The sequence below is a fragment of the Bradyrhizobium sp. genome (assembly GCF_016219575.1).
Classification (GTDB): Bacteria; Pseudomonadota; Alphaproteobacteria; order Rhizobiales; family Xanthobacteraceae; genus Bradyrhizobium.
In genome coordinates, this window is record NZ_JACRMG010000005.1 from 248,140 (window position 1) to 274,530 (window position 26,391).

Genomic DNA, 26,391 nt, shown 5'->3' on the forward strand with positions numbered 1-26,391 from the left:
CCGGCGGCAGCACTTTTGAACGCGCGGCGCGTCACGCGGGATGCGATTGCGGCCTCCGCCATCGCACTCGCCTGCGCCGGCCTCGCGGTTTCCCCTGCCCTCGACCGGGTCCAGGGGCTGTCGCTCGACATCCTCACCGCACTCCGCTTCGAGATGTTCGGCAACCGGACCAATCCGGCGGCCTCGCCGGCGGTGGTGGTGGCGATCGACGAGGAGAGCTATCACACCCCGCCCTTCAAGGGCTCGCCGACGCTGACCTGGACCGGCGAGATCGGCCGCGTGCTGAATTCGGTCGTCGAAGGCGGCGCCAGGGTCGTCGGCTTCGACATGGTGATCCCGACATCGATCGAGCAGTCGGAAATCCCCTTCGGCGAGGGCGTGCTCGGCGAAAGGGTCCGCGGTTTCGACCGCGACTTCCTGCGCGCGCTGGCGGGCGCAACGGCGCCCGGCAAGGTGGTGCTGGGCGAGCAGTTGCGCGGCAATGACCCGATCCGGCCCTCGCCCGGCCAGCGCATTGCCGTCCGCCAGCAGCAGAACATCCGGCCGCTCAACACCCTCACCGACGGCGACGATACCGTGCGCCGCATGCCGCTGACCTTCACCGTGAATGGCGCAAGGGTGCCGGGCATGGCGCTGGAACTGGCGGCACGCGCCCAGAACGCGGCGCCGGAATTCGCCGCAGACGGATCGGTGACGCTCGCCGGCTACAGGATTCCGAGCACGGTGCCGAACACTATGACCGTCAATTTCGAGGGCGGCGCCGACGACATCCCGACCTACTCCTTTGCCGACTTGCGCACCTGCGCGCTGAAGAACGACAAGGACTTTTTCAAGCGCGCCTTCGACGGCAAGGTCGTGATCTTCGGCACCGTGCTCGATTCGGAGGACCGAAGGCTCACGTCGAAGCGTTTTGCGACGGGCCTCGAAGGCGGCCGCGCGGCGCGCTGCGCGGGTGACGGCAAGCCCGTGATGACGAGCTTCAGGCGCAGCTCGATTGCGGGCATTTACATCCACGCTACCGCCGTCAACAATTTGATCCGGCATGACGCGGCGATCGAGCTCGGCGGGCATGCGACGTTCGCCATCGCATTGCTGATCGCAGCACTTGCCGCCGCCGGCGCGCTGCTGTTCGCGCCGATCGGCGCCGCCGCTGCCTTCCTCGTGCTCGCGGCCGTCGGCCTCATCGACGCCATCGTCGCCTTCAAGTTCGGCACCGTCATCCCGATCGTCGAGCCCTTCTTCGCCGGCCTCGGCGCGCTGGCGCTGACGATCGGCTATCGCTTCGCCGTTGCCGACAAGGACCGGCGGCTTCTGCAGAAGAGCTTCGGGCTCTATCTCGCCCCCGACGTGATCAATCGCATGCTGAGCTCGAACAAGCTGCCGGAGCTCGGCGGCGAGACACGCCAGGTAACGGTGTTCTTCTCCGACCTCGAAGGCTTTTCCAAGATCGCCGAACAGATCACGCCGGAAGCCCTGACGGCGCTGATGAACGAGTATCTGTCTTACATGACCGACATCATCGAGAGCCATGGCGGCTATGTCGACAAGTACATCGGCGACTCCATCGTCGCGGTGTTCGGCGCGCCCGCCGACGATCCCGATCATGCCGCCCACGCCGCCCGCGCTGCGCTCGATTGTTGCGCGAAACTCGCCGAGCTCAACCGCGATGCCGCGGCGTTCCAGCAACATCCGCTGGCCCAGCGCATCGGCATCAATTCGGGCGAAGCCGTGGTCGGCAATCTCGGGTCGCGGCGGCGGTTCAATTATTCCGTGATGGGCGACGCGGTGAACCTGGCCTCGCGGCTCGAAGGCGCCAACAAGTTTTACGGCACCACGATCATTGTCTCGGAGACGACGGCCGGGCTCACCGGCGATGCCTTTGCCTGGCGCGAGCTCGATGCCATCAGGGTCAAGGGGCGTACGCAGGCGTTGAAGATCTACGAATTGCTGGCGCTGTCTTCCGGGCTGACGGAGGCCCGGCGGAAATCCGCCTCCGACTACGCCGAGGGGCTCGCACATTGGCGCGCCCGGGAATTTTCGGCGGCGGCCGCCGCGTTCAGTCGCTCGGCTGAAGTTGACCGGGCGGCGGCCATGTTCCGCGACCGGGCGCAGGAATTGGCCACCTCGCCGCCCGGTGCGGACTGGGATCCGGTTCGCACACTTCAGGAAAAATAGACCAGGCGGGTCGTATGCCGGCGGCGGCGCGCATGGCGCCGATGCTCGGACAGAATCTGCAGCCACAGCAGCTGGAAGGTGCGGCTGAAGGCGCTGTCGGTCGCCGCAACAGCAGAGTTGAGTGCTGAAAACAGAAAGCCGGTCATCGCAATCCCCATCGGTGACGTTCACTTGCTGATGTCTGCAAGCTAGACGGTGTCATCGACGGAGAATGTGACGAACGTCACGCGGCGGTTGCCGCACCGGCGTATTGGGATCGGCGGGCGGCGCCGGCGGCCGGCCTAGAAACCGATCCCCAGAATGAGCACGAACTGGCGATCGCACGGCGAGGCGTACCAGCCACACCCCTGCTGGGACAGGGCTGCGACACGCGCCGGACGGATGCGGTGGCTCCGGGCGGGCTTCGGCCTCCCCTGCAGTGCCCAGGCCATCGCGGCAGAGGGCGAGACGGGCCCGACCCTGTCGCCCGATGCAACGGCTGCGGCCGCAACGGCAGAGGGCGTGTCACTGCCCAAGTCACTACCCAAGGCGGGCCAGCTCCAAAGCGTCGCCGCCAGTGCCGCAGCTGCACAGATTGAAATGCCCGTGCCGGGAAACTTGCCCATTGTTACGGTCAAAGCGACCTCCCGATGCTACGCCCCCAAACCCGATACTTGCCTCGTCTCTAGAACCCTACGCCGATCATGGTGCTGTGACCACCGCCGCCGCTGACGATGCTCGGCCGCGCCACCGCCTGTTGCTTGGCGCGCGGCGCGACGGCTTCCTGCGCGGGCTTGGCGCGCTCGGGACGAGCAGCCTGCTGCTTGCGGCGCGATGCATCGTCGTCACTCTTCGGCTTGGCCGCCACCGCAGGCGCCGCCTTCTTCTCCTCGGCGACGCAGGTATCTCCCTTCACGACTTCGCCGGATTTGCACTCGATCGGGCAAACCCGCGTCGCATGCTTGGTCAGTTCCGTGACCAGCGTTTCGGTTACACTCACATTCTCAGTCAGCTGCCCTCCGATCTTCATGTAACGGCTGAGCGCCGTCGAAGTCGGCTGGTTGAGCGTGCCGTCGACCTTGCCGGTGAGGCAACCGATGCGGATCAGCTCGGCCTGCGCCGAACGGATCAACTCGGGTGAATTCGGCATGGTGGCCGCGCGCTTGGCAACTTCCGCCTTGAACTTGTCCAGGGCGGCAACGACGACACCGCCGAGGCGGTCGCAGGTCACGGTCCTGGCGAAGGCCTTGAGGTCTTCGAGACCGGTACCGTCGCTGCCCTTGCGGGTGATGTCCTCAAGCTTGCCCTGCTCGGACTTGCAAACGGCTTCCCTGGCGGCCGCCAGCTCCGCCTTCCTGCGGGCCTCCTCGGCTTCCTTCGCCTGCTTCTCGGCGACGGCGCGGGCCGCTGCGGCTTCCGCTTCCGCCTTGCGCTTCTCCTCGGCGGCCTTGCGCTCGGCCTCGAGCACCTTGGCGCGCTGCGCTTCCTCGGCGGCCTTGGCATGCTTCTCGGCGGCGGCCTTCTGCGCGGCGGCCTCGGCTGCCACGCGCTCGCGCTCGGCCTGCTCGGCCCTGGCCTTGGCTTCCGACGCCTTCCGCTCGGCTTCCGCAGCTTTCGCCTTCTGCTCGGCCTCCAGCGCCTTGGCGCGCCGCTCGTCCTCTTCGCGCTTCCTTGCCGCTGCCGCTTCCGCCGCGGCCACCCTCGCCTTCTCGGCCGCCTCCGCCTCGCGGGCGCGGCGCTCGTCGTCCTCACGCTTCTTCTGCGCCGCAAGCTCCGCCTTGCGGGCCTCGGCCGCGCGCTGCGCCTCTTCGGCCGCCTTGCGCGCCGCCTCGCGCTCGGCGCGCGCAGTCTCTTCACGTTCCCGCAATGCCTGGTTCAACACATCGACGCGTTGCTGCGCGGTGATGGCCAGGGGCGAATCCGGGAAGCGCTTGATGAAGCGCTGCAGGGCGCCAATGTCGGTCGAATCCCGCAGCTTGTCCCACTCGATCGCCTCCCGTGTCGGAGTTTCCCGGACGGAGGGTGGCGGAGCCTGCGGCAGCGCGGCGAGCTGCACATTGGCTTGCTGCTTGTTGATCTCCTCGATCTGCGCGCGGGCGAGATCCGAATAGAAGCCGGACGGATGCGTGCCGAGAAATACTTCCCAGGCGCGTTTCGAGCCGATCTTCTGCACCAGTTCGTAGTCGGCCTTTACGTCGCTGGCCGGTGCTTCGCGGGCCACCGCCGGCGCCGGCACCAGTGAGATGTTGCCGCCGCCGAGCGAGCCATAGACGAACGGCTCCTGCTTGTTGGCAGTGGCCTTCATGACCTCATCCCTCACGCGGCCGAAAGCGAGGCGAACGTCGAGCCCCGGCACCGTCAGGTTCTTCAGCAAGGCGGTGGTGAACGGGCTGTGCTCGCCACTGCCGTCCTCGGCGGTGGAGCCCGCCTTCGCAGCGTAAGCGATCAGCGTGTCCGTGCTGGTCGGCTCCACCCTGCCGAGACCGGCGAGCACGGCGCGGGTTGCCGTCTTGCGCTCCCTCCGCATCGTCGTCACGAACGGGTTGTCGCGGCAGGCATCCAGTATGATCAGGCGCAGCCGCCGCGCGCCGTCCGCCGACGAGACGAGGCGCTCCAGCGGTATCGCCTCGTCCTCGGCATCGCGGTCGCTTGCGAGTCTTGCATCGGTTGGAATCAGGTAGTTGACGCCGCCGAGTTCGAGGCCGTGGCCGGCGTAGTAGACGACGGCGAAATCGGCCTGATCGGCCAGCGTCTCGAAGCGGCGAATCGAACGCTTGAACTCCAGGTTGCCCACATTCAGCTGAATCTCGACGGTGTCGAAGCCGGCGTTCCTGAACATGTCCGCCACCGAATTGGCGTCCCTCGACGGGTTCGGGAGTTGCGGGACGGTCTGATATTTCGAGTTGCCGACGACCAGTGCGACCCGCTTTTCCGCCCAAGCAACGTCGGGAGCGAAAACCATCGCAAGGATGGTCACTCCGACGGCGGTCGCGAGCGGCAGAAAGCGCTTGATCATGATCGTTTCGGCGTAGCCACGACTACACCGCAGCATTCCCGTTCAAGTGATTCAGCAAAATAGCTTTTCCGGCAACAATCCTAGCCGACCCAAATCCTATCAGAAAGCCCGTCCGTTCGAGTGAGGCATATCACTATCGGGTTGGGGAAATCGCCGCGGCATGGAGCCTCGACACCGGCTGGCCGCCACATCCCTGGTTGTACATCCGCCGCTTTCTAACTCCGAAAGCGAACCCCCGAATGACACTATGTGGCCATAATGCCACAAGCCCCCAAAGAAACAACGCATTGCCCCCCGGATCGGCCCGACAAACTTCCGGACGTCGCGACTCTAATCTACCATCGCCGTGTTCTTTTTACGGAATAGCAATGGATTTCGGGGGCCGTTTCATGATTCGTAGCGCAGCCAGCAGCCGGATTTTGGCCGGCCTTGCCGTCGCAGTCACGCTGACGACGGGTTCGGCGGCCTTCGCACAGTGCACGAGCACCGTCACAGGCCCTGGCGCACCCATCTTCGGACCCCAACTGAACGCCATAACCGCGGCGAGCGGTGCTTCCGCCGGCGCTTTCGGTAGTGCGCTGGGTAACATCCACACCGCCTTCCTCAGCCAGCAGGGCAGCGCTTTCGTTTCCGCGCCCGGCGACCCGCAGCCCAACCAGCCCGGCGGCGGTGTCTGGGCCCGTGGCGTCGGCGGCGAGTACACGAGCAAGTTTACCAATGCCGGCACCGGCACCGTCGTGTCCCCGCCCTTTCCGGGCGCGCTTGACACCAATGCGCGGGCCAATTGTGCAGGCAGCGTCCATGCGACGTTCACCGGCATCCAGGCCGGAACCGATATTTCCAGGCTCAACATCAACGGCCTGAACCTCCACCTCGGCACGACCGTGGGCTATCTGCATTCACGCGGCACCGACAGCAGTGGCGGCTCGAGCGACTTCGAAGTTCCGTTTATCGGCGCCTATTTGGTTGCGACCTACGGCCGATTCTTCGCCGACGTGATGGTTCGCCGCGAGTTCTACAGCGCCAATCTCACCAATACCGCTGTCGGTCTCTTTGGCCAGCAAGTCGGCGCCAACGGCGTTTCGGTCGCCACGTCGGCGGGCTATAATTTCGCACTCGCCAATAACTGGTTCATCGAGCCGTCAGCCGGGTTTATCTGGGCGCGGACCGAAGTCGATCCGTTCAATGTCAGCGGCGGCATCATCAGCCAGGGCGCGGTCTCGACCTTGACCACTAACCCGATCGAGAGCCAGATCGGACGCCTCAGCCTGCGCGTCGGAACGACCGTCTCCTCCGGCAACATGATCTGGCAGCCCTTTGCGTCGGCCAGCGTGTTCCACGAATTCGCCGGCAACATCACATCGAGTGGCTCGACCATACCCAACGGTGCATTCGGACAAATTGGCGTTTGCCCATTCTGCCTCGTCGTTCCCGTTACCGCCACCGGTACCAACAGCACATCGCGCGTCGGTACCTATGGCCAGTACTCGCTGGGATTGGCGGGTCAGGTGGCCAATACCGGCTGGCTCGGCTTCGTTCGCGTCGACTACAAGAACGGCAACAACCTCGAGGGTTGGAACGCCAACGCCGGCATCCGCTATCAGTTCACGCCCGAGCGGTTCGCCTCGCTGATGCCGAGGAAAGCACCGGTCAAGGCTGCAGCCGTCATTCCGCCGACCAACTGGACTGGCTTCTATGTCGGCGGCTTCCTTGGCGCTGCGCAGGGCAAGACCGACATCCGCTTCGTCGGCGATCCCAACAATGCCGGCATCAACCCCCGCGTGCTCGGTTGGCTCGCCGGACTTCAGGCCGGCTATAACTTCCAGACCGCCAGCCGCTGGGTCTTCGGCGTCGAAGCCGATGTCGCAGCCACCAATCTGCACGGCAGCAGGACCTGCGGCACCGACAACGGTCGGGACGCCAACGGCAACCTCGTTGGCACGGGCTTCAGCCCCGCCTTCCTGAACTGCCAGAACACGTCGAACTGGATCGCGACCGCGACCGCCCGCGTGGGCTATGCATGGGACCGCACGCTTCTCTATGTGAAGGCCGGCGGCGCCTGGGCTGATGACGGCGTCAACGTCTCCTGTATCTTTGGCCCGCTCAACGGCAATGTGCAGCCGTTCGGCACCCTGGGTCCGTGCCGCAATCAGGCCGGCGCCGTCACCAACGGCTTCAGCACCAAGGGTACCCGGAGCGGCTGGCTCGTCGGCTACGGCACCGAGTTCGACCTCGGATACAGCTGGTCGGCCAAGGCCGAGTACAACTACATCGACCTCGGCGGCCGCACGGCGCTCGCGACGGACGGCACGACGACGATGCGCGACAGCGGCGCGATCTCCCAGGTCAAGATCGGCGTGAACTACCGGTTCAGCGGCCCCTCCGCGGTCGTCGCCAAGTTCTGAGCGGCGCAACATGGACATCGCGATCGGGCGGCTGCCATGCAGCCGCCCGATTTCGTTTACCCTGCCCTAAAGCCCGGCTTCCTCGTCTCGACAGGAACCGCCAAGGTACGTTAGACGGGCACAGCGCTTTCCTGCGCCCCCGGTAACGAGTACGCCAGTCCCATGTCCAAGCGGTATGCGAAGATTGCCTTCGTTGCGAGCGCGAGCCCGGAAGCGCAGGCGGCGTTGAAACAGCTGTCCGATCTCTACGGCAACTGCGATGCCGCAGAGGCCGAAGTGGTGGTGGCGCTGGGCGGCGACGGCTTCATGCTGCAAACGCTGCACCAGCACATGCACACGGGCAAGCCGATCTACGGCATGCATCGCGGCACCGTCGGCTTCCTGATGAACGAATTCTCGCCGCACGATCTGCACGCACGCCTGTCGGCGGCACGGGAGTCGCTGATCAATCCGCTGAAGATGCGCGCCACCGACATCCACGGCAATGTGCACATCCACCACGCCATCAACGAGGTCGCGCTGTTCCGCCAGATCCATCAGGCCGCGCATCTGCGCATCCTGATCGACGAGCGCGAGCGGATGGCCGAATTGATCGCCGACGGCATCCTGGTGGCGACGCCCGCGGGCTCGACCGCCTATAACCTATCGGTGCAGGGACCGATCCTGCCGATCAACGCCTCCCTGCTGGCGCTGACCCCGATCAGCCCGTTCCGGCCGCGGCGCTGGCGCGGCGCGCTGCTGCCCAACTCGGCCTATGTCGTCATCGAGGTGCTCGACCCCCACAAGCGCCCGGTGGCGGCGGTCGCCGACCACGACGAGGCGCGCGACGTCACCCGCGTCGAGGTGCTGTCGGACAAGACCATCTCGATGCGCATGCTGTTCGACCCCGGCCACAGCCTGGAAGAACGCATCCTGCGCGAGCAGTTCGGGCACTGAAACCGGCCCGTCCGCAGCCCGCCGGCGGCCTTTCGAAACCATTCGTTAACTCGCGCCGCGATATGGTTAACGCGGGGTATACCGCGCTCTCCCCGGTATGCCCCTCAGGGCCGAACCATGTTTCGCATCGACTTCAACAAGCTGCGTTTCCTCGTCTGCGACGACAACCCGCACATGCGGCGCATCCTGCGCACGCTGCTGCACTCTTTCGGCGCGCGCGAAGTCTATGAAGCCGAGGACGGCGCCACCGCGCTGGAAATGTACACCCACTATGTGCCCGACATCGTCATCACTGACTGGGCGATGCCGATCTTCGACGGCATCGAGCTGGCGCAGATGATCCGGCAGCCGGACTCCAAGGGTAACCCCTACGCGCCCATCATCATGCTGACCGGTCATTCCGAGAAACGGCGCGTCACTGTGGCACGCGACGCCGGCGTCACCGAATTCCTGGCAAAGCCGATCTCGGCCAAGGGCCTCTACCAGCGCATCCTCAACGTGGTCGCCAATCCCCGCCCCTTCATCAAGACCAAGACCTATTTCGGGCCGGACCGCCGCCGCAATACGGTCAACACCTATATCGGCCCGGAACGCCGCGTCGGCGGCGAGATGGAAGTGATGCAGCAGCCCTCGCTGCTCGACAAGGCGCGGTCGGGAATCTAGGCGCAGGGATCATTATCGCATGTCGAAAAACAAGCCCGGCGACATCGAGGTCAAGACCTTCGCCACCCACCACGTCATCGTGCAGCCCAATCCGCTGCGCAAGGTGCTGCGGCGTGTGCCCGACGACGACCGCGACGATCCGGTGGCGCGGGCCGAAAAGGCGCTGGAGGGACTGTCGGGCGAATTCAAGAACTGGATGACGATCGAGGCCGACCGGCTGTCCGCTGCGTGGGACGCGATCCGCAACGACGGTTTCAACGAAGACACCCGCGGCGAGTTGTTCCGCGCCGCGCATGACATCAAGGGCGACGCCGTGACCTTCGGTTTCCCCTCCGCAGGCGCTGCCGCCAACAGCCTCTGCCGCATCATCGAGCACGCCCCGGATCTGGCCAAGGTGCCGTCCGACCTGATCATGCATCACATCAATGCGGTGCAGGCGATCGTGCGCCAGCGCACCAAGCTCGACACGGCGGCAATGGCGAGCGAATTGAGCCGCCAGTTGCGCGGCGTCACCGACGAGTTCCTGACCAGGGCCAATCGCGACCGCCCGGAACATCTGGAGGCGATCCTGGCGCCGAGCATCGTGCCGGCGGAGTGAGGACTATCTCGACGTTTACGGAATCGTAGGGTGGGCAAAGGCGCGTAGCGTCGTGCCCACCTTCATTTTGCGCAAGAATGGTGGGCACGCGGAGCCTGTCATCGGGCGCGCATTCGCGCGACCCGTTGGCCTTGCCCACCCTACGTATTAGCGCGCCTTACGCCGCGATCAGATTATCGTGCAGCGGCGCAATCGAATCTTCCGCCACCAGTTCCTCGCAGAACAGCCGCGCTTCCTCGCGGGCGGATTCAGTCGCAAACCTTCGCAGCAGGATCAGCAGCGGTTCGGCGGAGCGGCCATCGGTCTCGCAATGGGTCAACACGCGCTCGACCATGCGGCGGCGCAGCCGCGCGGCTGCGCCATCGCTGTCGGCATAGCCGATCTCGTGACCGACATCGATTGCCACCTGGAAAGCGGCGAAGGTGGATTCCGGCAGGCGGGCCTTGATCAGGAGCGCATTCAGGCTCGCGCGGCCGCGGTCGTGCAGCAGCGCGCTGACGCGGGCAAGCGGCAGGCCGGAGAGCTCGGCGAGCGCGCAGTGGAACAGGTCGAGATTGCCCGACAACAGCGTACGCAGGATCAGGCCCGCGGTGAGATGGCCGGTGGCGCGCAGGTGACGCACCAGTCCCTCCATGTCGGCGCCGCCGGCGCGGGCTGCGATATGCACGGTTGAGCGGTCGCGCGCCTCAACGGCGATGCGCCCTGCCCGGTCGGCGGATAGCCAGTTGCGGGCGACGACGAACTGCGCCAGCGTGTCGGAAAGCTTCGTCACCAGCGCATAGCGCGTCGCTGCGGGCAGACCTTCCAGCACCAGCATGGCTTCGCGGATGGCGGCGAGATGGCCGTGACGCTCGACGATGCGGTCCCAGGAGAACGGCGCGAGCTCCGCATAGGGATTTTCGATCAGCTCCAGCGCCGCCGACGCGGTGCCGACTTCGGCGATCGCAGCACAGACCGATGCCGGCAGGCTGATGCGGCGCGCGATCGCGCATTGCGTCTCTTCATTGCCGGTCGCGACGATGTCGACGAGGTCGGCGTCGATCAGAAGCGGCGAATGTTCGAGGATGGACAGCGACACCGAGGGCTGGTCCACCGCGAGCGCCTGCACGATGGCGGCCGGCGCGTCGGTGCTGCGGGAAAAGACTTCGGCCATCGCCTGGCGCACCAGCGGCGAAGGATCGTCGAGCAGCATCAGGAGCGCGCCTTCGGCGGCGGTGCGGTCGTCGTCGCTGAGGTCCGAGATCAGCCAGGCCCGCGCCAGGGAACGCGTGGCCTCCGCCCGCTCGCCGGCGGATGCATTTCTGACCCAACTGATAAACTGCCGAACGATCATGCTCTTTCCGGCTTACGCAACTTGCGACGACACCGTGACGCGATGCCACTGTCACGAAAAATAAACCATGACGCTTAACAAAGGGTTCACCATAACTGCTTGGGTTTATTGACGTTTCGTTAAGAGCCAGGCCCCGGATGAGCTCCCTTGGCAGGATCTCCTCCGCCGATTTGGAATGTCTCGGGCGCCAGCAACTGGCTAATCTGGCTCGGAAATTTTCGGCCGGGGGCGGCGAATTATGCTTCTCAGATCAGTTCTCTTGCTGATGTTGCTCGCAATCCCGCTCTCGGGGGCGAGCGCGGAACGACGTGTCGCGCTGGTCGTCGGAAACGCCGGCTACCAGAACATCACGCCGCTCGCGAACGCGCAGAACGATGCGACCCTGATCGCCGAAACACTGCGCGGCGTCGGCTTCACGCTGGTCGGCGGCGGCGCCCAGGTCAATCTCGACAAGCCTGCGTTCGACAAGGCCGTACAGAGCTTCGGCAACCAGCTGATCGGCGCCGACGTCGCCCTGTTCTACTACGCCGGGCACGGCGTCCAGATCCGCGGTTCGAACTACCTGGTTCCCGTGTCCGCAAATCCCGTGCGCGAAGCCGACGTCGATTTCCAGATGGTCGATGTCGCGCTGATCCTGCGGCAGATGGAAGGATCGGGAACGAAACTCAATCTCGTCATCCTCGACGCCTGCCGCAACAATCCCTTCGGCGGCCGCGGCCTTCGTTCAGCCGAGAGCGGGCTCGCGCAGATCCGCGCGCCGGAAGGCACGCTGCTGTCCTATGCGACGCAGCCCGGCAATGTCGCGCTCGACGGCACGGGCAACCACAGCCCCTATTCGCAGGCCCTGTCGGAGACCATACGCAAGCCCGGCCTCGACGTGTTCCAGACCTTCAATCAGGTCGGCTTGCTGGTGAAGCGGGCAACGGGCGGCGCACAGCAGCCCTGGGTGTCGTCATCACCGATCGACGGCTCATTCTATTTTGCCAGCCCGAGGGAGGAGCCCAAAGAAACCAGCAAGGAAGCTGGCAAGGAGGCGCGCAGGGATGAGCCCGGAATTGCCGAGCGGCAGCCGTCGCCCCCACCGCCGCCGCAGGCTTCTGCTCCGAGAGTGACGGCCAACCCACCCACGCTGCAACAGCGTGCGCTCGCCTTCGTCACCAACGACATGATCCGCTCGGAAGGAAGCGCTGCCGAATATCTCGACTACGCCCGACAGAGCATCGACGATCAGGTCGACTATTACGGCAAGCTCACCTCGCGCGCGGAAGTGCTGAAGGACAAGGAACGCTATGTCGCCCGCTGGCCGGTCCGCTCCTACCGTCTGCGCACTGAATCGATCCGCACGTCATGCGACGAGAGCAAAGCCACCTGCCGCATCGACGGGCTGCTCGACTTCGATCTGAGCAATCCGGCGGACGGCCGCAAATCCTCCGGCGCCTCGTCCTTTGAATTCGGCATCAGGTTCGGCGCCGACGGCGGACGTATCTTCTTCGAGTCCGGAAAGATCGTCGCCGCTCAAAAGAAGAAGTAGCTGGCCGCCGGCCGATCTGGCTGGGGCGCGTGCCCATGAATCCGGTTCTTTAATCGCGGCTCGCTGAATGTCCGCTTCGCTCCGAGAGCAACCGAATTGTTGCGTCGCCGCGAATGTGCCAGAAGCGGTCGTTAGACACCTGGGCGATTGTCAGAAGTCGAGCTTGTCCTGGATCGCTGCTATGCCGGCCTTGGCACAGGCATCATCGGCATCACCGCCGGGCGCCCCGGAGACGCCAACCGCACCAAGCAGCGAGCCGCCCGATTCAATTACCATTCCACCGCCAATGATTACTGCCCCGGGCAGATTGCGGATGCCGGCTTGCATCATGCCTGGCTGGCTTATGGCGTGAAGCTCAGTCGTGTTGGTGCGAAACGTCGCCGCGGTCCATGCCTTGCCGGAGGCTGTCGATGGCGTATGAGGACCAGCAAAACGGTCCCGTAACATCACCTGCGGAACGCCGAAACGGTCAACGACCGAAACCGCCACCTGATAACCACGCTTTCGGCAGTCAACGAGCGCAGCACGGGCGAGATCAAGCGCAATCTCCGGGCTCAATGATTTGTGAGTGATAATCGATTCCTGCGCGCGCGATGAGGCGGAAGCGAGGAGCAAGCCAGCAAGAGCTACCGTGAGGCTACGTGTGATCATCGGGTTCATAGTTGGTTCCGAAAAGCTTTTTAGGCTAGCGGCCATCTGCCATTCGCACTTTGATCTAACGCAAAGCGCTTCTTCAACAAGATCAAGCAGTGCGGCGGGTCGCAACGCGCTACGACAAACTTGTGTCGAACTACCTCGCCTTCATCCAGCTTGCGTCAATCCGACTATGGCTGCGCGTTAATGCCCTAGCCCGAGTACGTGCCGTCGCGATCACTGAAGAGATCGAGCCGGCCGGGCGCTCGGACTTCCGGCACTTGGCTGCCGGCCGAAGCCACGTTCACCCGCGGCGCCGGATTGCCCCACAATTCCTGCACCGCGGGCGAGATCGGTTGCGGGCGGTCGCCGGCCTGGAACAGCGTGCGGAACATCGGTTCCTGCTGCGGCAGGGAGGCGGTCTTCAACTCCGTTCCCGAGGTCGCCTTGACCGGCGTCACCGCGCGGGAGTCCGGAATCAGGGAAACAAAATTGGCACTGTCCATCGTGGCGGCGGCCGTCGCCGACGGCGCCGTGGCGCTGGCGACCGCCGTCGGCCGCGGCGTGCCGCCGAGCGCGGCGAAGGCGGTGCGGGTGTCCCTGGCATTGGCGGCCGCGGTGTAGCGCGTAGCCAATACCGAATAGACTTCTGAGACACTGCGGGCGCGGCCGGTGCCCTTCTCGTAGAAGATCGAGCGGTTGGCGGCCGCGGCGTTCGGAAACAACCGCGCCGCGGAAGCGTTGGGATTGTCCTCGGCGTTGGAGATCAGCTTGGCGGCGCCGCCGACCCCCATGAAGTGCGCCATATAGAGCTCGCTGTCGTTCGGTCGGCGGCCGATCTTGCCGGTGAGCTTGAAGCTGTTCGACTGCGTCAGCACTGCGGCCATCGAGGATGCCGCATCGGGATCGTCGCGCAGCTTCATGATGGAAGAGCGCATCGAGGGATCGTTGATGTAGTAGGTGCCCGACGAGGATTTCGAGATCGCGTCGGCATATTTGCCGTAGCCGAGCTGGGCGCCCGCCTCCTTCACGGTGCCGAGCCAGGTCTGGTCGATGAATTGGTAGAGCCCGCGTGCCGACGAGGTGGTCGCCGCCGCTTTCGGATTGAAGTTCGACTCCATCTTGGCGGTGGTCAGCAGATATTCGAAGCTGGCGCCGGTGGTGCTGGACGCCTGCTTGATGGAGGTGGCGATCTTCAGGCGTGAAGGATCGATACGCGACGGATCGATGCGTGACGGATCGAGCCGCACCGGATCGATCGCCGCCGCGGCCGTAGCACTGATTGATTCGACCGACATGTGTTGGTGCCTCGCTCCTGGCGAAACCCCCGCGCGGTCTTACTGAGCGCCCACCCAGCGCTCATGCCTGCCTCACAGTGCGGCGATTATGGTTAATGCCGGGTTAAGGCTGCCCCAGTCGTTCCGGGGCGCGCAACGCGCGAACCCGGAATCTCGAGATTCCGGGTTCGGCTCTTCGAGCCGCCCCGGAATGACAACCGGCAATTACTTGCGATAGACGGCGTTCGGATCGAACAGCCGCTCGGCATCGACGTAGGCCAGGCCGGCCTTGCCGCCTCCGCCCTCGACCCTGCGATAGAAGCAGGAGCGCCGGCCGGTGTGACAGGCTGCGCCCACCTGCTCGACGCGAATCCAGACCGCGTCCTGGTCGCAATCCGTGCGCATCTCGACCACGCGCTGGGTCTGGCCGGAGCTCTCGCCCTTCCGCCACAGCGCGTTGCGCGAGCGGCTGAAATACCAGGCCTCGCCGGTGGCGATGGTCTTGCGCAACGCCTCGTCGTTCATGTGTGCGACCATCAGCACGTCGCCGGTCGCGGCATCCGTGGCCACGCAGGTGAGGAGACCGGACGCGTCGAATTTGGGCAGGAATTCCAGCCCATCTTCGCGCTCTACATCTTCTGGCTTGGACAAGACAGACCTCGCATCTTCAATGCGAGGTCACCGCTGCGGTGCTCGCACCATGGTCAGGAAACGCGACTGCTCCGCCGGGTTGTCGCGGAACATGCCGGTGTAGCGGCTGGTGAAGGTCATCGCGCCATGCTTGGCGACGCCGCGCACCGACATGCAGGTATGCTCGGCTTCGATCAGCACCGCAACGCCGCGCGGCTTCAGGACCTCGTCGATCGCGGCTGCAATCTGCGCGGTGAGATGTTCCTGGGTCTGCAGCCGCCGCGCAAAGATGTCGGTCAGCCGCGCAAGCTTCGACAGGCCCACCACCCGCTCGACCGGCGTATAGGCGATATGCGCCCTGCCGTAGAACGGCATCATGTGATGCTCGCACTGCGAGGTGAACTCGATGTCGCGCACCAGCACGAAATCGTCATAGCCCGCGGTCTCGCCAAAGGTGCGGTCGAGCACTTCGGCGGGGCACTGGTGGTAGCCCTGGTAGAGCTCGTCGAAGGCCTCGACGACGCGGCGCGGCGTATCGAGCAGGCCCTCGCGATCGGGATTCTCGCCGATATAGCTGAGCAGCGTATGCACCGCCTGCTCGGCCTCGGCGCGCGACGGGCGAGGCTGGTCGGCCCGGACGGCGGCGGCGAGGAATTCGGCAGGATCGAGTTCGGCCGGACGAACCTCCGGCGCCTTGCGCGTATTGAGGGATTTGATCAGCGCGTCCACCATGTCTTCTCCGTTCGACCGGCCCACGCGGGCCGGATGTGTCACCGGGCAGACGGGGCGGCTGCGGCCGCCGGACGCCTGGGTCCCCTAGCATTCTCTCTTATTCTAGCACCGCCACAGGGGAATTGCCCTGCAAATCCCGCATGGGGCGCCAAACGAGCGGGCTGTATTTCCGCCGTTCTGGTACATATATAGGGCTGTGCGCCGGGGCCGCCAAGGGCGCGGCGCAGTGGGGGAACGTTGGACTTCGCTCTATGCTGAATGACATCTACAACAAGCGGATCATCGAACTCGCCGGTAATATTCCGCGCCTCGGCCGCCTCCCCGACCCCCATGCCAGCGCCACCGCGCATTCGAAGCTGTGCGGCTCCACGGTAAAGGTCGACCTCAAGATGGACGGCCCCGTGGTCACTGACTTCGCCCATGACGTGAAGGCGTGCGCGCTGGGACAGGCCTCCTCCTCCATCATGGCACGCCATGTCGTCGGCTCGAACGCGAATGAATTGCGCGAGTTGCGCGAAACCGTTCGCAGGATGCTGAAAGAGAACGGCGCCCCGCCGCAGGGCAAATGGGCCGACGTCGCCCTGCTCGAGCCCGTGCGCGACTACAAGGCGCGCCATGCCTCGACCATGCTCACCTTCGACGCGGTTGTCGATGCGATCGGGCAGATCGAGGCGAAGACAAAGCAGCCGGCGTAACCATCCCTCGTCATGCCCGCGAATGCGGGCATCCAGTACGCCGGGACTTCCCGGTCAATCACGACTGCCGCAGCGTACTGGATCATCCGCCTTCGCGGATGATGACAGTCCTTGCTCGGCAAGAATTGCTATTTCTCCGGCGGAGACAGCGCCGTCTTATCCGCGGGTGCCACACCGCCCGTCTGCACTTCCGCCGTCTTGGTCGCCTTGGCAGGGTGAACCACGGCTTCATCATTGGCCGGTTGGCCGGCGAAACGATCCTGCACCGTCTTCGGCTTTGCTTCCGCCACCGGCACCGGGTTGTCGCGCGGCAGCACGTCCGCCACCGCATCCGTCGTGACCAGATTGGTCATGCGCAATTCGGCGCGGCTCAACCGATGCAGGTCTTCCCACGGCGGCACGCTGAGCGACAGCGACAGCAGGTCGCCGGTGCCGCCCATGTCGAAGGTATATTTCGCCAGACGCCCGATATCGCGCTCGACGATCATCAGGTCCTGCGCCGTATAGCTTGCGGCCTTCGCATCGTCGGCGCGGTCGCCCATCCAGATCTGGTGCACGCGGACATGGGCGGCCTCAGGCACATAGCGTGTCTTGCCAGCGAGCAGCAGGAACACGCACATCGACTCGCAGTAGGCTTCCGGCGCAATGCCCGGTCGCATCGCATTGTCGCCGCGCAGGCTGATGCCCACCGTGGTGAGCATGCCGAGGCTGCGGAAACGCCGGCCGAGCGCGATGGAGTCGTTCACCGAACCGCCGCTGGAGTCGAACACGATGGTCGCGCCGGCAAGGTCGCGGTCGCGCGCGAACTCGTCGAAGTCGCGCGGGCTGTCCGCGGTGACGATTCCGACCGCGCTGACCCAGCTCTTGCAATCGGGCTTGCATTCGACCCAGTTGAAGCGCATCGGCAGCTTGCGTTCCTCGAGCGTGCCGCTCGCCTTCGCCGAATTGCCTGACGTCGTGGGCAAGCCAGGCAATGCGAGGCACAGGGCCGTTGCGCCGATCAGCGCCCAGCCGCGAAGCTCAAGCATCGTCACAAGCTTCAATTCGGTTCCTTCCCCAAGCCCCAATATTGCGGCTGCGATGGCCCCCAAACGCGACATGATTCTGTCATGCCCGCGTTATCAAAACGGTAATCGTGCTGACCGGACTCGTCCATAGGACCTTTGCTGCACCGCCGTCGGCTTCGTGCGATATTTTACAACTGTGGCGCAAATGCCTGCAGAATAAGGGTTCCCCGCTTTGGAACCCCCGCAAGATTACGGCTAGGATTGCAGCAGACCGCCCATGAAGCATGCACCGCATCATTGCCCCGACTGCGCCGGCGCGCTGCTGCGCCTGCCGCGCAATGCCGGGCGCGGCATGATCTGGATCTATCGCCACACGCTGTCGCCGCTGGTCGGCTACAATTGCCGCCACCTGCCGACCTGCTCGGTCTACGCCGATGAAGCGATCGAACGTTTCGGCCTGTGGGGCGGCGGATGGATGACCCTGGCGCGGCTGTTGCGCTGCCAGCCCTGGGGCACGTCGGGCATCGATCATGTTCCGGCAACGAGACCGCCTGGCGCGCGCTGGTACCTGCCCTGGCGCTACGGCCGCTGGCGCGGCGTCAATGCGCCGCCGCCGTGACGCGCGCCGGGAGCGAAGCGGACTAGCGGCCGAAGAACAGGAAGCCGCGCGGCGCAGGCGGCGGCGGCTTCGGCTTTTTCGGGCGCGGTGGCGGCGGAGGCGGCTCGGCCGACGACGTGGTCTCCACCGGAGCCGTCCCGTCGTTCGGCAACCGCACCGACAGCAGCAAATTCGAATCATTGGTCCGCCAGCGATAGCCGATGCCGAAATTGATCGGCTCAGCCTTACGGAACAGTTCGGCATAGGATTGCTGGTACCGGCCGGGGAATTCGCCGATCGGTCCGTTGTACCTGCCGAACGGGAAGAACCGCCACTGCTTCGAACTGTAGTACTGCAGCGGGACGCCGGAATCGTCCTGGATGACGGTGGCGCTGTTGGCGAGGATGTAGTCGCGCACCGTGGTGAAGTTGCCGGAATGCAAGAGATAGGACGCGCTCTTGATCAGGCTGTTGCCGGGCGCCAGCGTCGAGCAAAACTTAAGGAATCCGCTCGACTTGATGCCGCCATTGGAGAGATCGGTCGAGAAGTAATACAGCGTCTTCTCCACCCCGTCGGAGCCGGCAAAGGTGATCTTCGCGCCGCGCGGCGCGTTGGATCCGGGATTCTCGTTGCCGGTCTTGACCTGTCCTTCGGCGTCGAGCGCGATCGGGGTGACGCTCTTGATGGTCTTGCCGGAGCGCGCCAGGAACACGTAGAGCACCGGTAGCGTACCGCCCATCTGACCGGCGCGCAGATCGGTCTTCATTTGCTTGGTGATGAAGAAGCTGAAGGACAGGATCGAGCCCAGCGAATGCTCGATATTGTAGAGCGCTGCTCCGATGGCGCCGCGCGGCAGTTTCGTCAGGTCGGGCACCTGCCCCGGCGGCTCCAGCGCACTCAGCACATAGGTGGTCGCCTTCGGATAGAAGGCGTTGGCATAGAGGAAGTCCGGCCCGGAGAACATGTAGAACATGGTCGGCTTGGGCGCGGCGAGATGGGTTTCCGACCAGGCGCGGATCTTCGAGAGCTGGCGCTGCTCGAGCTGGCCGAAGGCGTTGTCGAAGAACCGGGCGTGGCGCTGCCAGGACGGATCCTTGGTCAGCGGCAGCAGGGGTGAATCCGCCGACGGCTGCATGCCCGCGAGAAATTTCGCCGTGTCGTCGGCGGTGACCTCGGCGGCGCGTGCCGGAACGGCGGCCGCCAGCATCAGGGCGGCTACGAGCGTTGCTGATGCAAGTGATCGAAACAGTTTCATTCACGACCCGGAGATGCGGCCGCGGGGCCATTGGCGGATTGCTTGCGGAAAACGGCGTAGATCAGCAGGCCTGAAAGCATGATCAATAGACCTAGCAATGACGGTTTGGGCTGGGTGGTCAGAAGATAGTACATCATGAAACCGGTCACGAGCAGGAAAACCAGCGGCGTGAACGGGTATCCCCAGGCGCGATAGGGCCGCGGCAGGTCCGGGTGGGTGATGCGCAGCTTGATCACCCCGAGCACCACGAAAAACGAGCAGAACAGAAGCGAGAACTGGATGAACTCCAGCACCGCCTCGAAACTGCGAGTGAACAGCATCAGGCTCGCCACGACGACCTGGAACAGGACGGCATAGGCCGGCGCGCCGCTCGGCGAGCGGCGGGCGAAAACCTTCAGCGCAGGGATGTCCTCCCCCATCGTCATCATCACGCGCGGCCCGATCCACATCATGGCCGAGATCGACGAGATCAGGCCGATGCAGATCATGGCGCCGACGATGCGGCCGCCGAGTTCGCCGAAGATGTGGCTGCCGGAAATGCGGGCGACGTCGAGCTGGCCGGCCAGCTTGTCCATCGGCGCGGTATGCAGAAACACCGCGTTCAGTGCCACATAGAGCACCAGTACGATCAGCGTGCCGATCAGCATGGCGCGCGGCACGTTGCGCTCGGGCAGCTTCATCTCGCCGATGATGTAGGTAGCCGCGTTCCAGCCCGAGAAGGAATACATCACAAAGACGAGGCTGATGGCGAAGGGAGCGCTGAGCACGTAGGTGAAGTCGGACGAATGCGGCGCAAAGGAGACCGGCTGCGGCGTGCCGATGACGAAGCCCAGACCGAGAAAGGCGACGATCAGCACCACCTTGATGATGGTGGCGATCATCTGGAACGTCGAGGAATGCCGGATGCCGGTGAGCTGGATCAACGACACCAGCCAGACCACGCCGATGGCGAGCGCGAGCGGCGGCGCGTTCGGCAGGATCGAGCGGCCATATTCGCCAAAGGCCATGGCGGCGAGCGCAACCGGCGCCGAAAAGCCGACCGTCGCCGACACCCAGCCCGCGACGAAGCCAAACGCCGGGTGATAGGTGCGGCCGAGAAAATTGTACTCCCCGCTCGAACGCGGAAACATCGCGCTGAGCTCGCCATAGGAGAACACGCCGCACAGCGCCACGATGCCGCCGAGCGTCCAGAGCAGCAGGATGGAGAAGCCGCTGGGGATATCCTTGACCTGGAAACCGAGGCTGGTGAAGACGCCGACGCCCACCATGTCGGCAACCACGATGGCAGCCGCCACCCAGAGCGAGACGGTTGACCCGCCTGTGGGTCGGCCGGGCGCGGCCGCGCCCCCCGCTTCTGATGCCGCCATATCGGTCCACGCCTTTGGGGCATCGCGCCCGGGATTCGCGTCAATGGTGCAGGCTCGCGCCCGCCAGTTCAAGCAATGTTAACAAAGGTTTAAATCAAACGCCGATTTTGGTATTTAGATACCGAAAGCGAGCCCGACCATCTTCCTGATCATTCGCGGTAATGCGCAAACAAAAAGGCGCTTCCCACAATCAGGACACGATTCCATGTTCAATTTCGGGGGTCCGGATATGGGGAGTTCGTCCGGATTCTTAACGTCGCCTAAACGCCGGCCGGTCCAGCTTGCCGTTCGGTGGTTTTTTGGGGGGTGGATGATCGGGGTCGATCCGAAATCGACGACGCACGAACACGCTGTTCCGGCGATGCCATTCGGCATGTCGCCGCGCTGGCGCGCGCTCGCCCTCCTCGCCGTGTTCGTGCCGCTGTCCTCGCTGCTGGTTCAGTGCGGCAAGGCGCCGCCGGCCGCAACGCTCGCAGCGAACGTGCACGCCACCGGCGGCGACTCGTTCGAGGAGCGTTTCCCCTCCCCGCAGTTCAAGGATCGTTTCCCCAGCGAGTCTGAAAGCATCAAATGGTCGTCGCGCGGCGAGCCGGCGCGGCAGCGCACGGTGCGCACCGAGAGGATCACGCCCGAGCCTATGCCCGCGCCCTCGTCCTACCGCGTCGCGTCCTACGCGCCGACGCTGCCGCTGGAGCGCCCGCGCGAGGATCTGACCACGCTGGTCAGCATGAAGTCTTCCGCCTTCCCCTATTTCGGCGAGAACCCGCGCTCGGAAGCGCCGTTCCTCAACATCGCCAAGGGCGAACGCCGCGGCCATCGCAGCTATTCCGGCAAGGTCTACTGGCAGGACGAGACCTACAACGACAGCCGCGTGCTGGTGCACGTGCCCGAGCACTTCGATGCGCAGAAGCCGGGCGTGATCGTGGTGTTCTTCCATGGCAATGGCGCCACGCTCGAGCGCGACGTGCGCGACCGCCAGATGGTGCCGCAGCAGATTTCCGACTCCGGCGTCAACGCCGTGCTGCTCGCGCCCCAGATGGCCGTCGATGCCGCCGATTCCAGCGCCGGCAAGTTCTGGCAGCCGAACGGCTTCAAGCGCTTCATGGACGAATCGGTGGCCCATCTGACCCGCCTCTATGGCGATCCGAAATCTGCAAAGACCTTCGCCAACATGCCGATCGTGATCGTCGGCTACAGCGGCGGCTTCCTGCCGACCGCCTGGAGCCTCGAGGTCGGCGGCATCACCAAGCGCATCGCCGGCGTGATCCTGCTCGATGCCGTCTATGGCGAGCTCGACAAGTTCGCCAACTGGATCGAGAACAATCGCAACGGCTTCTTCATCAGCTCGTATACCCGCTACACCAAGCGGCGCGACATGGAGCTCATGGCCATGCTGCGTGAAAAGGGCATCTCCTATCGCGAGGAGATGGACGGCCCGCTGCGCCCCGGCAGCGTCGTGTTCGTGCAGACGCGCGACGGCGTCACCCATCGCAGCTACGTCACGCAGGCCTGGACCGAGCATCCGGTCAAGGACGTCCTGATCAAGATGGCGACGGCGCCGACATCCGCGCGCTATGCGAGCATGCCATCGTCGGCGAGCGCGAGCCGCTGATCCGTAGAAATACCGAAGAGGGCGCCTCGAACACGCCCTATCATACCTCCATCCGAGATGTGATGTTGATGTCTCCGTCAAAGGCGACACAGGGCATTGTCGGTACGTTGCGCACGCCCTAGGCTGCAACCTTTACTGAATGCGTTGATTTGAACGTGTTTTGCCATTGGGGACGGCTGTTGCGCGAGGGCTTGTACAAGGTCGAGTTTCACACCGTGCACGGCACCGGCACCGGCGTGATCTACGCCACGGCAGGCAAGCTGCGCGGCGGCAACTCCGCGTTTGCCTTCACCGGCAATTATGTCGACCGGAACGACGGCATCCAGGTCAAGGTTTCGACCCAGCGGCACAATCCCGATCCGGCGTTCCGGCCGCTGTTCGGGACCGACATGATCACATTGACGCTACGGGGAACCGAGCACGGCGGCATGGTCGACTTCGAGGGCACCGCCCTGCAGCTGCCGGGCATCGCTTTCAAGGCGATCCTGACCTGGATCAGCGATTAGCGCACGGGGCGCTCGCGAGCGGAGGCTACTCCCGAGCGGTCGCCGTTTCGATGTCGGGTTCGGTCAGGACGGCAGCTTGGGCAGCTTTTCGGCGAAGCCGTTGAAGCAGGTCAGCCGCTCCTCTTCGTCCTTGAAGCCGCCGCACTCGGTGACGGATTTCACCGGCGCCTTGGCCTTTGGATTGGGCTTGGGCGCAATCACGGTGTCATAGCAATTCAGCCGGTCCTTGGTGCCGTCGTCGATGTCGAGGCAGGCCTGCAACCGCTGCGCCATCGATTTCGGTTTGCCGGCTCCCTTGGTCGACTTGGCCGACTTGGCCGGTTTGGCCGCATCCGCCGGCGGCGCATCCCTGGACGCATTTTTGGAAGCATCCTTGGACGCATCCTTGGATTTGGCCGCGCCCTTCGGCTTGACCTGCACCAGCGGCTTGTCGCCCACCATCGGGGGCTTGGCCGGCTCGCTGGTCTGCGCAATGGCGGCGGCCGAATACAGCAGCGCAGCAATCACCAGAATCTTTTTCATCTCGCTTCGCTTTCGTCCTGACCCAACGGGATGGAAGGCAATGCGACGAATATGCGCCCGATTGAGGCCAAATGGCGAAATCGCCCCGCGGCGCCTGCGTCCCGGCGATTCCCTGATCGCCTCCCCCTTGAGAGCTGAGGAAAGCATGCGGCGGGCGTCTTGTCACGTTGCAGGTTGTGACGGCCCCCGCGCCCTATCCGGCCGTGCGCGGCCGGGTCAGGACGACGGTGACAAGCGCCGACGCCAGGAAGACCGCCGCCACGTAGCCTGCACCGTAAAGGAGATCGCCGCCGTAGAGGATGCCGCCGACCGCCGAGCCGATCGCCTGCCCGATATAGAGCACCGACGTGTTGAGCGAGACGGACGCGGATGCGAGCGACGGCGCCGCGGCGACCAGGCGCACCTGCTGCATCGAGTTGCTGGAAGCAAAACCCAGCCCCCAGACCGCGACCGAGCAGGCCATCGACAGGTAATTGCCCGCGGTCAGCGCCCAGCCCGCAATGCCGGCAAGCACCAGAGATATCGACAGCACCGAGGTACGGTAGGCCCCCCAGCCATCGACAATGCGGGTCGCGACCGCCACGCCGACGAAGCCGAAGGCGCCATAGATCGCGAACACCAGACCGATGGCGTCGGCGCTTGCGCCGGTGAGCCGGGCGAGCAGCGGCCCCATGAAGGTGAAGATCACGAACTGGCCGGACATATAGAGCGTGGTGATCAAGAGCAGCAGCACGACGAGGCGGTTGCGCGCAAGATCAAGCCAGGTCCGCAACGCCACGGGCGCCCCGAACAGCCCGCCCGGCAGCCGCCACGTCAACAGCAGGAAGCTCACGACGCCCAGCGCGCCGATGCCGCCATAGGCCGCGCGCCAGCCGTAACGGTGGGCGACCAGCGTGATCAGCGGCAGGCCGACGGCAGCCGCCAGCGACCAGCCGAGGAAGACATAGGCAATGGCGGAGCCGCGCCTTGTTTCCGGCACGATCATCGCCGCTGTGCCGGCAGCCTGCGGCGTATAGATCACGCCGATGGCGAGCATCGCGAGCCGCAAGCCCAGTAGGCTCGCATAGTCGGGCGCGAAGGCCGAGGCGACATTGGTCACCGCGAGGACCGCGAGCGTCGCCGCAAGCAGCATGCGCCGCTCGACCCGACTGGTGAGCCAGGCCGTGACCGGCGATCCCACGCACAGCACGATGGCGCCGAACGTGATCAGAAGCCCCGCGGTGCGGATGCTGACGTCGAGGCCTTCGGACAATTCCTTCAGCATGCCCGCCGGCGCCAGCACCGCGCAGCCGGTGACGACATTGCCGAGCATCAGGGCGGTGGGAGCGAAGCGGCGCGCGGCGGCGGGGCGAGTATCCATGCAATCGCATCTATGGCCGGCGGGCGCCGATGAACAGGGTGCGCGTTCCCTCTATTTCGCGGCGCTCTCCTGCGCGCCGACGGTCTGCCGGAGCACGATGTTCCTGGGCGGCGGACAAGTCGCAGCCAGCGTCGTCAGCGCGCCGGCCAGGCCTTCGGTGGAGAATTTCGCAGCGCGCGCCACGCGCCGCCCGTCCGCGGCCTGCACCGACTCCATGAATTCGAACTGCGGCACGGCGGCCAGGCTCTGCACCGAGGCGCTCGTCATGCGCAGCCCCCAGATCTCAAATCCCTGCAGCTTCGCCGGCGGCCAATTGAAGTGCTGCGGCGACGGGCCCACTCCGGATATCGCGACCGTCGGCAGTGTCGAGCCGGAGACGAGCGCCGGGCGCTGGAAATTCAGTTCGAACTGCTCGTTCGAGGAACAGATGATCCGCCATTGCGACAGCCGCCAGGCCTTGCCGCCTTCCTCGCGCACCGCCGCCGCCTTGCTCACCATGCTGCGGACGCTGTTCTCGAATTTCCAGGGCGTCTCCGCGATCTCGCGCCGGTCGATGCCGAAGCGCATGATCTCCTCGCGCGTCAGCACATGCTGGCTCTCGAACTTGATGGAGCGGGCGAGATCGAACAGGCCGATATCCGCTCCCATCTTCACGATGTAAGCCGACAGCATGCGGTCGGCGCGTTCCCGGCCGCGCTCGGTGGCAGCCGCGCGCACCTCGGCAGGCGGCACGCCGCCGCGGAAATGCACCACCACCTTGGCGGAATGCACCGCAAGCAGCGCATCGGGTGCAACCTCGCGGTTCGTCGCACCCAGCAGCAGATAGGGACAGGCCGAATTGCAGTTGGCGCCGCGGGTGAAGAGATCTCCACGCAGCAGGCGGCCGGATTGCTTGAGCTTCACGCAGGCAACGCTGTCCTGCGCCTCGAAACCGCAATCGTTGACCACGGTGCGCCCGACCCGCGCGGTGGCGCGGCGTTCGCGCAACATCGCCCCCATGGCGAGCGCCTGATCGAGATTGCCGCCGGGCGACGAGAGATAGATCGGCAGGTCGCGGTTGCCGGCCTGTTGCAGGAATTTCTTGAAGCGTAAGGCGGCGGCACCGTCGACCTGCCCCTCCACCGCAATCCAGCTGTCGCAGCCGCGGCCGCAGGAGTCGGGTGCGCCCTTGGCCACATAGAACACCATCGGCGCCGGGTGCGTCGCCAGGGGCACGCGCCGCGCCGGGCCAGGTGCCGCAAACGCCGGTGCGTCGAGCAGGATCAGGATGGCGACAATGAATGCGCTGAGCATCATGAACGGTCTTCAGACGACGGCGATTGCGCCGATTTGCGACGCTAACAAGGCGGCCGGCCTGCGGCAACCGGTGGGTGCTCGGAAATTCGGAGTCAAAAATGCTGTCACAAATCCGTGGCGAGTCATGGTCCGCCTCATCGTGGCGGCGTCCCTTGGACGATCCCCCTCAATCGGCCGTGTTTCATCTTGAATTGGCGAGAATCCCGGATTGCGCCGCCCGAATCGCCTGCTATACCGGGCCCAGTTCCCGCTTACCTGCGTTGGT

23 protein-coding genes and 1 pseudogene are annotated in these 26,391 nt (G+C 65.0%); 11 read left to right on the forward strand and 13 right to left on the reverse strand.

Translation table 11 applies throughout. The annotated features are described in order from the left end of the window. Positions 1–15: 15 nt before the first annotated feature. Complete coding sequence (locus HZB49_RS03340) at positions 16–2,175, forward strand: adenylate/guanylate cyclase domain-containing protein (protein ID WP_291609056.1); 2,160 nt, start codon at positions 16–18, stop codon at positions 2,173–2,175. On the opposite strand, the gene HZB49_RS03345 is transcribed toward HZB49_RS03340, so the two are convergent. Together HZB49_RS03345 and HZB49_RS03350 are read right to left on the reverse strand one after the other, a co-directional pair. Then, on the reverse strand, positions 2,163–2,321 hold the full coding sequence (locus tag HZB49_RS03345) for a hypothetical protein (RefSeq protein WP_291609057.1): 159 nt from the start codon (positions 2,319–2,321) through the stop codon (positions 2,163–2,165). The genes HZB49_RS03340 and HZB49_RS03345 overlap by 13 nt on opposite strands. Positions 2,322–2,839: 518 nt before the next feature. After that, the gene (locus HZB49_RS03350) at positions 2,840–5,170 is read right to left on the reverse strand and encodes a caspase family protein (RefSeq protein WP_291609058.1); all 2,331 of its coding nucleotides are present in this window, start codon (positions 5,168–5,170) and stop codon (positions 2,840–2,842) included. Positions 5,171–5,559: 389 nt separating this feature from the next. On the opposite strand from HZB49_RS03350, the gene HZB49_RS03355 reads away from it, so the two are divergent. The 4 genes from HZB49_RS03355 (at position 5,560) to HZB49_RS03370 (ending at position 9,772) form a co-directional block, all read left to right on the forward strand. Continuing rightward, positions 5,560–7,575 (forward strand): autotransporter domain-containing protein, encoded by a 2,016-nt coding sequence (locus tag HZB49_RS03355; RefSeq protein ID WP_291609059.1) that lies wholly within the window; start codon positions 5,560–5,562, stop codon positions 7,573–7,575. Positions 7,576–7,737: 162 nt separating this feature from the next. Next, complete coding sequence (locus HZB49_RS03360; protein WP_291609060.1) at positions 7,738–8,511, forward strand: NAD kinase; 774 nt, start codon at positions 7,738–7,740, stop codon at positions 8,509–8,511. A gap of 117 nt (positions 8,512–8,628) precedes the next feature. Continuing rightward, positions 8,629–9,174 carry a response regulator gene (locus HZB49_RS03365; RefSeq protein WP_291609061.1) on the forward strand — a complete coding sequence of 182 codons (546 nt, stop codon included), beginning with the start codon at positions 8,629–8,631 and terminating at the stop codon, positions 9,172–9,174. Between the two features lie 19 nt (positions 9,175–9,193). Then, positions 9,194–9,772 (forward strand): Hpt domain-containing protein, encoded by a 579-nt coding sequence (locus HZB49_RS03370; protein WP_291609062.1) that lies wholly within the window; start codon positions 9,194–9,196, stop codon positions 9,770–9,772. A gap of 157 nt (positions 9,773–9,929) precedes the next feature. Here the strand turns inward: HZB49_RS03370 and HZB49_RS03375 are convergent, their stop codons facing one another. After that, a complete protein-coding gene (locus HZB49_RS03375) occupies positions 9,930–11,105 on the reverse strand; it encodes a DUF2336 domain-containing protein (protein WP_291609063.1) in 1,176 nt (391 codons plus the stop codon). Positions 11,106–11,343: 238 nt separating this feature from the next. Between HZB49_RS03375 and HZB49_RS03380 the strand changes: the two genes are divergently transcribed. Next, a complete protein-coding gene (locus tag HZB49_RS03380) occupies positions 11,344–12,636 on the forward strand; it encodes a caspase family protein (protein ID WP_291609064.1) in 1,293 nt (430 codons plus the stop codon). A gap of 150 nt (positions 12,637–12,786) precedes the next feature. Here the strand turns inward: HZB49_RS03380 and HZB49_RS03385 are convergent, their stop codons facing one another. Further along, positions 12,787–13,287: a heme-binding protein gene (locus HZB49_RS03385; protein WP_291609104.1), complete on the reverse strand. Its 501-nt coding sequence runs from the start codon at positions 13,285–13,287 to the stop codon at positions 12,787–12,789. A 72-nt stretch (positions 13,288–13,359) separates the two neighbouring features. Between HZB49_RS03385 and HZB49_RS03390 the strand changes: the two are divergent. Next, a pseudogene (locus HZB49_RS03390) lies at positions 13,360–13,472 on the forward strand (IS5/IS1182 family transposase); the annotation flags it as partial. A gap of 9 nt (positions 13,473–13,481) precedes the next feature. Here the strand turns inward: HZB49_RS03390 and HZB49_RS03395 are convergent. The 3 genes from HZB49_RS03395 to folE form a co-directional block, all read right to left on the reverse strand. Beyond that, on the reverse strand, positions 13,482–14,567 hold the full coding sequence (locus HZB49_RS03395; protein WP_291609065.1) for a transglycosylase SLT domain-containing protein: 1,086 nt from the start codon (positions 14,565–14,567) through the stop codon (positions 13,482–13,484). Positions 14,568–14,771: 204 nt separating this feature from the next. After that, entirely contained in the window at positions 14,772–15,197 is a 426-nt protein-coding gene (hisI, locus tag HZB49_RS03400) for a phosphoribosyl-AMP cyclohydrolase (protein WP_291609066.1), read from the reverse strand. A gap of 27 nt (positions 15,198–15,224) precedes the next feature. Next, positions 15,225–15,908, reverse strand: coding sequence for a GTP cyclohydrolase I FolE (gene folE, locus HZB49_RS03405; RefSeq protein WP_291609067.1), 684 nt, complete (start codon positions 15,906–15,908; stop codon positions 15,225–15,227). 251 nt (positions 15,909–16,159) lie between these two features. Here folE and HZB49_RS03410 point away from each other — a divergent pair, with 251 nt between their 5' ends. Further along, the gene (locus HZB49_RS03410; protein ID WP_291609068.1) at positions 16,160–16,603 is read left to right on the forward strand and encodes an iron-sulfur cluster assembly scaffold protein; all 444 of its coding nucleotides are present in this window, start codon (positions 16,160–16,162) and stop codon (positions 16,601–16,603) included. 128 nt (positions 16,604–16,731) lie between these two features. Here the strand turns inward: HZB49_RS03410 and HZB49_RS03415 are convergent, their stop codons facing one another. Then, on the reverse strand, positions 16,732–17,631 hold the full coding sequence (locus HZB49_RS03415; protein WP_291609069.1) for a hypothetical protein: 900 nt from the start codon (positions 17,629–17,631) through the stop codon (positions 16,732–16,734). 256 nt (positions 17,632–17,887) lie between these two features. Between HZB49_RS03415 and yidD the strand changes: the two genes are divergently transcribed. Next, entirely contained in the window at positions 17,888–18,229 is a 342-nt protein-coding gene (gene yidD, locus HZB49_RS03420) for a membrane protein insertion efficiency factor YidD (protein WP_291609070.1), read from the forward strand. Between the two features lie 22 nt (positions 18,230–18,251). Here the strand turns inward: yidD and HZB49_RS03425 are convergent, their stop codons facing one another. Together HZB49_RS03425 and HZB49_RS03430 are read right to left on the reverse strand one after the other, a co-directional pair. Further along, positions 18,252–19,463, reverse strand: coding sequence for a hypothetical protein (locus tag HZB49_RS03425; protein WP_291609071.1), 1,212 nt, complete (start codon positions 19,461–19,463; stop codon positions 18,252–18,254). Beyond that, positions 19,460–20,830, reverse strand: a complete 1,371-nt coding sequence (locus HZB49_RS03430) for an amino acid permease (protein WP_291609072.1) — start codon at positions 20,828–20,830, stop codon at positions 19,460–19,462. Before HZB49_RS03430 ends, HZB49_RS03425 begins: the two co-directional genes overlap by 4 nt. Before the next feature lie 361 nt (positions 20,831–21,191). Here HZB49_RS03430 and HZB49_RS03435 point away from each other — a divergent pair, with 361 nt between their 5' ends. Continuing rightward, positions 21,192–22,442 (forward strand): alpha/beta hydrolase, encoded by a 1,251-nt coding sequence (locus tag HZB49_RS03435; protein ID WP_291609105.1) that lies wholly within the window; start codon positions 21,192–21,194, stop codon positions 22,440–22,442. Between the two features lie 179 nt (positions 22,443–22,621). Next, complete coding sequence (locus HZB49_RS03440; RefSeq protein WP_291609073.1) at positions 22,622–22,948, forward strand: GrlR family regulatory protein; 327 nt, start codon at positions 22,622–22,624, stop codon at positions 22,946–22,948. Positions 22,949–23,011: 63 nt separating this feature from the next. On the opposite strand, the gene HZB49_RS03445 is transcribed toward HZB49_RS03440, so the two are convergent. The 3 genes from HZB49_RS03445 to HZB49_RS03455 all read right to left on the reverse strand — a co-directional run bounded on the left by HZB49_RS03445 (position 23,012) and on the right by HZB49_RS03455 (position 26,126). After that, the gene (locus HZB49_RS03445) at positions 23,012–23,470 is read right to left on the reverse strand and encodes a hypothetical protein (RefSeq protein ID WP_291609074.1); all 459 of its coding nucleotides are present in this window, start codon (positions 23,468–23,470) and stop codon (positions 23,012–23,014) included. A 193-nt stretch (positions 23,471–23,663) separates the two neighbouring features. After that, positions 23,664–24,830, reverse strand: coding sequence for an MFS transporter (locus tag HZB49_RS03450; RefSeq protein ID WP_291609075.1), 1,167 nt, complete (start codon positions 24,828–24,830; stop codon positions 23,664–23,666). 51 nt (positions 24,831–24,881) lie between these two features. Beyond that, the gene (locus HZB49_RS03455) at positions 24,882–26,126 is read right to left on the reverse strand and encodes a hypothetical protein (RefSeq protein WP_291609076.1); all 1,245 of its coding nucleotides are present in this window, start codon (positions 26,124–26,126) and stop codon (positions 24,882–24,884) included. Positions 26,127–26,391: the final 265 nt, after the last annotated feature.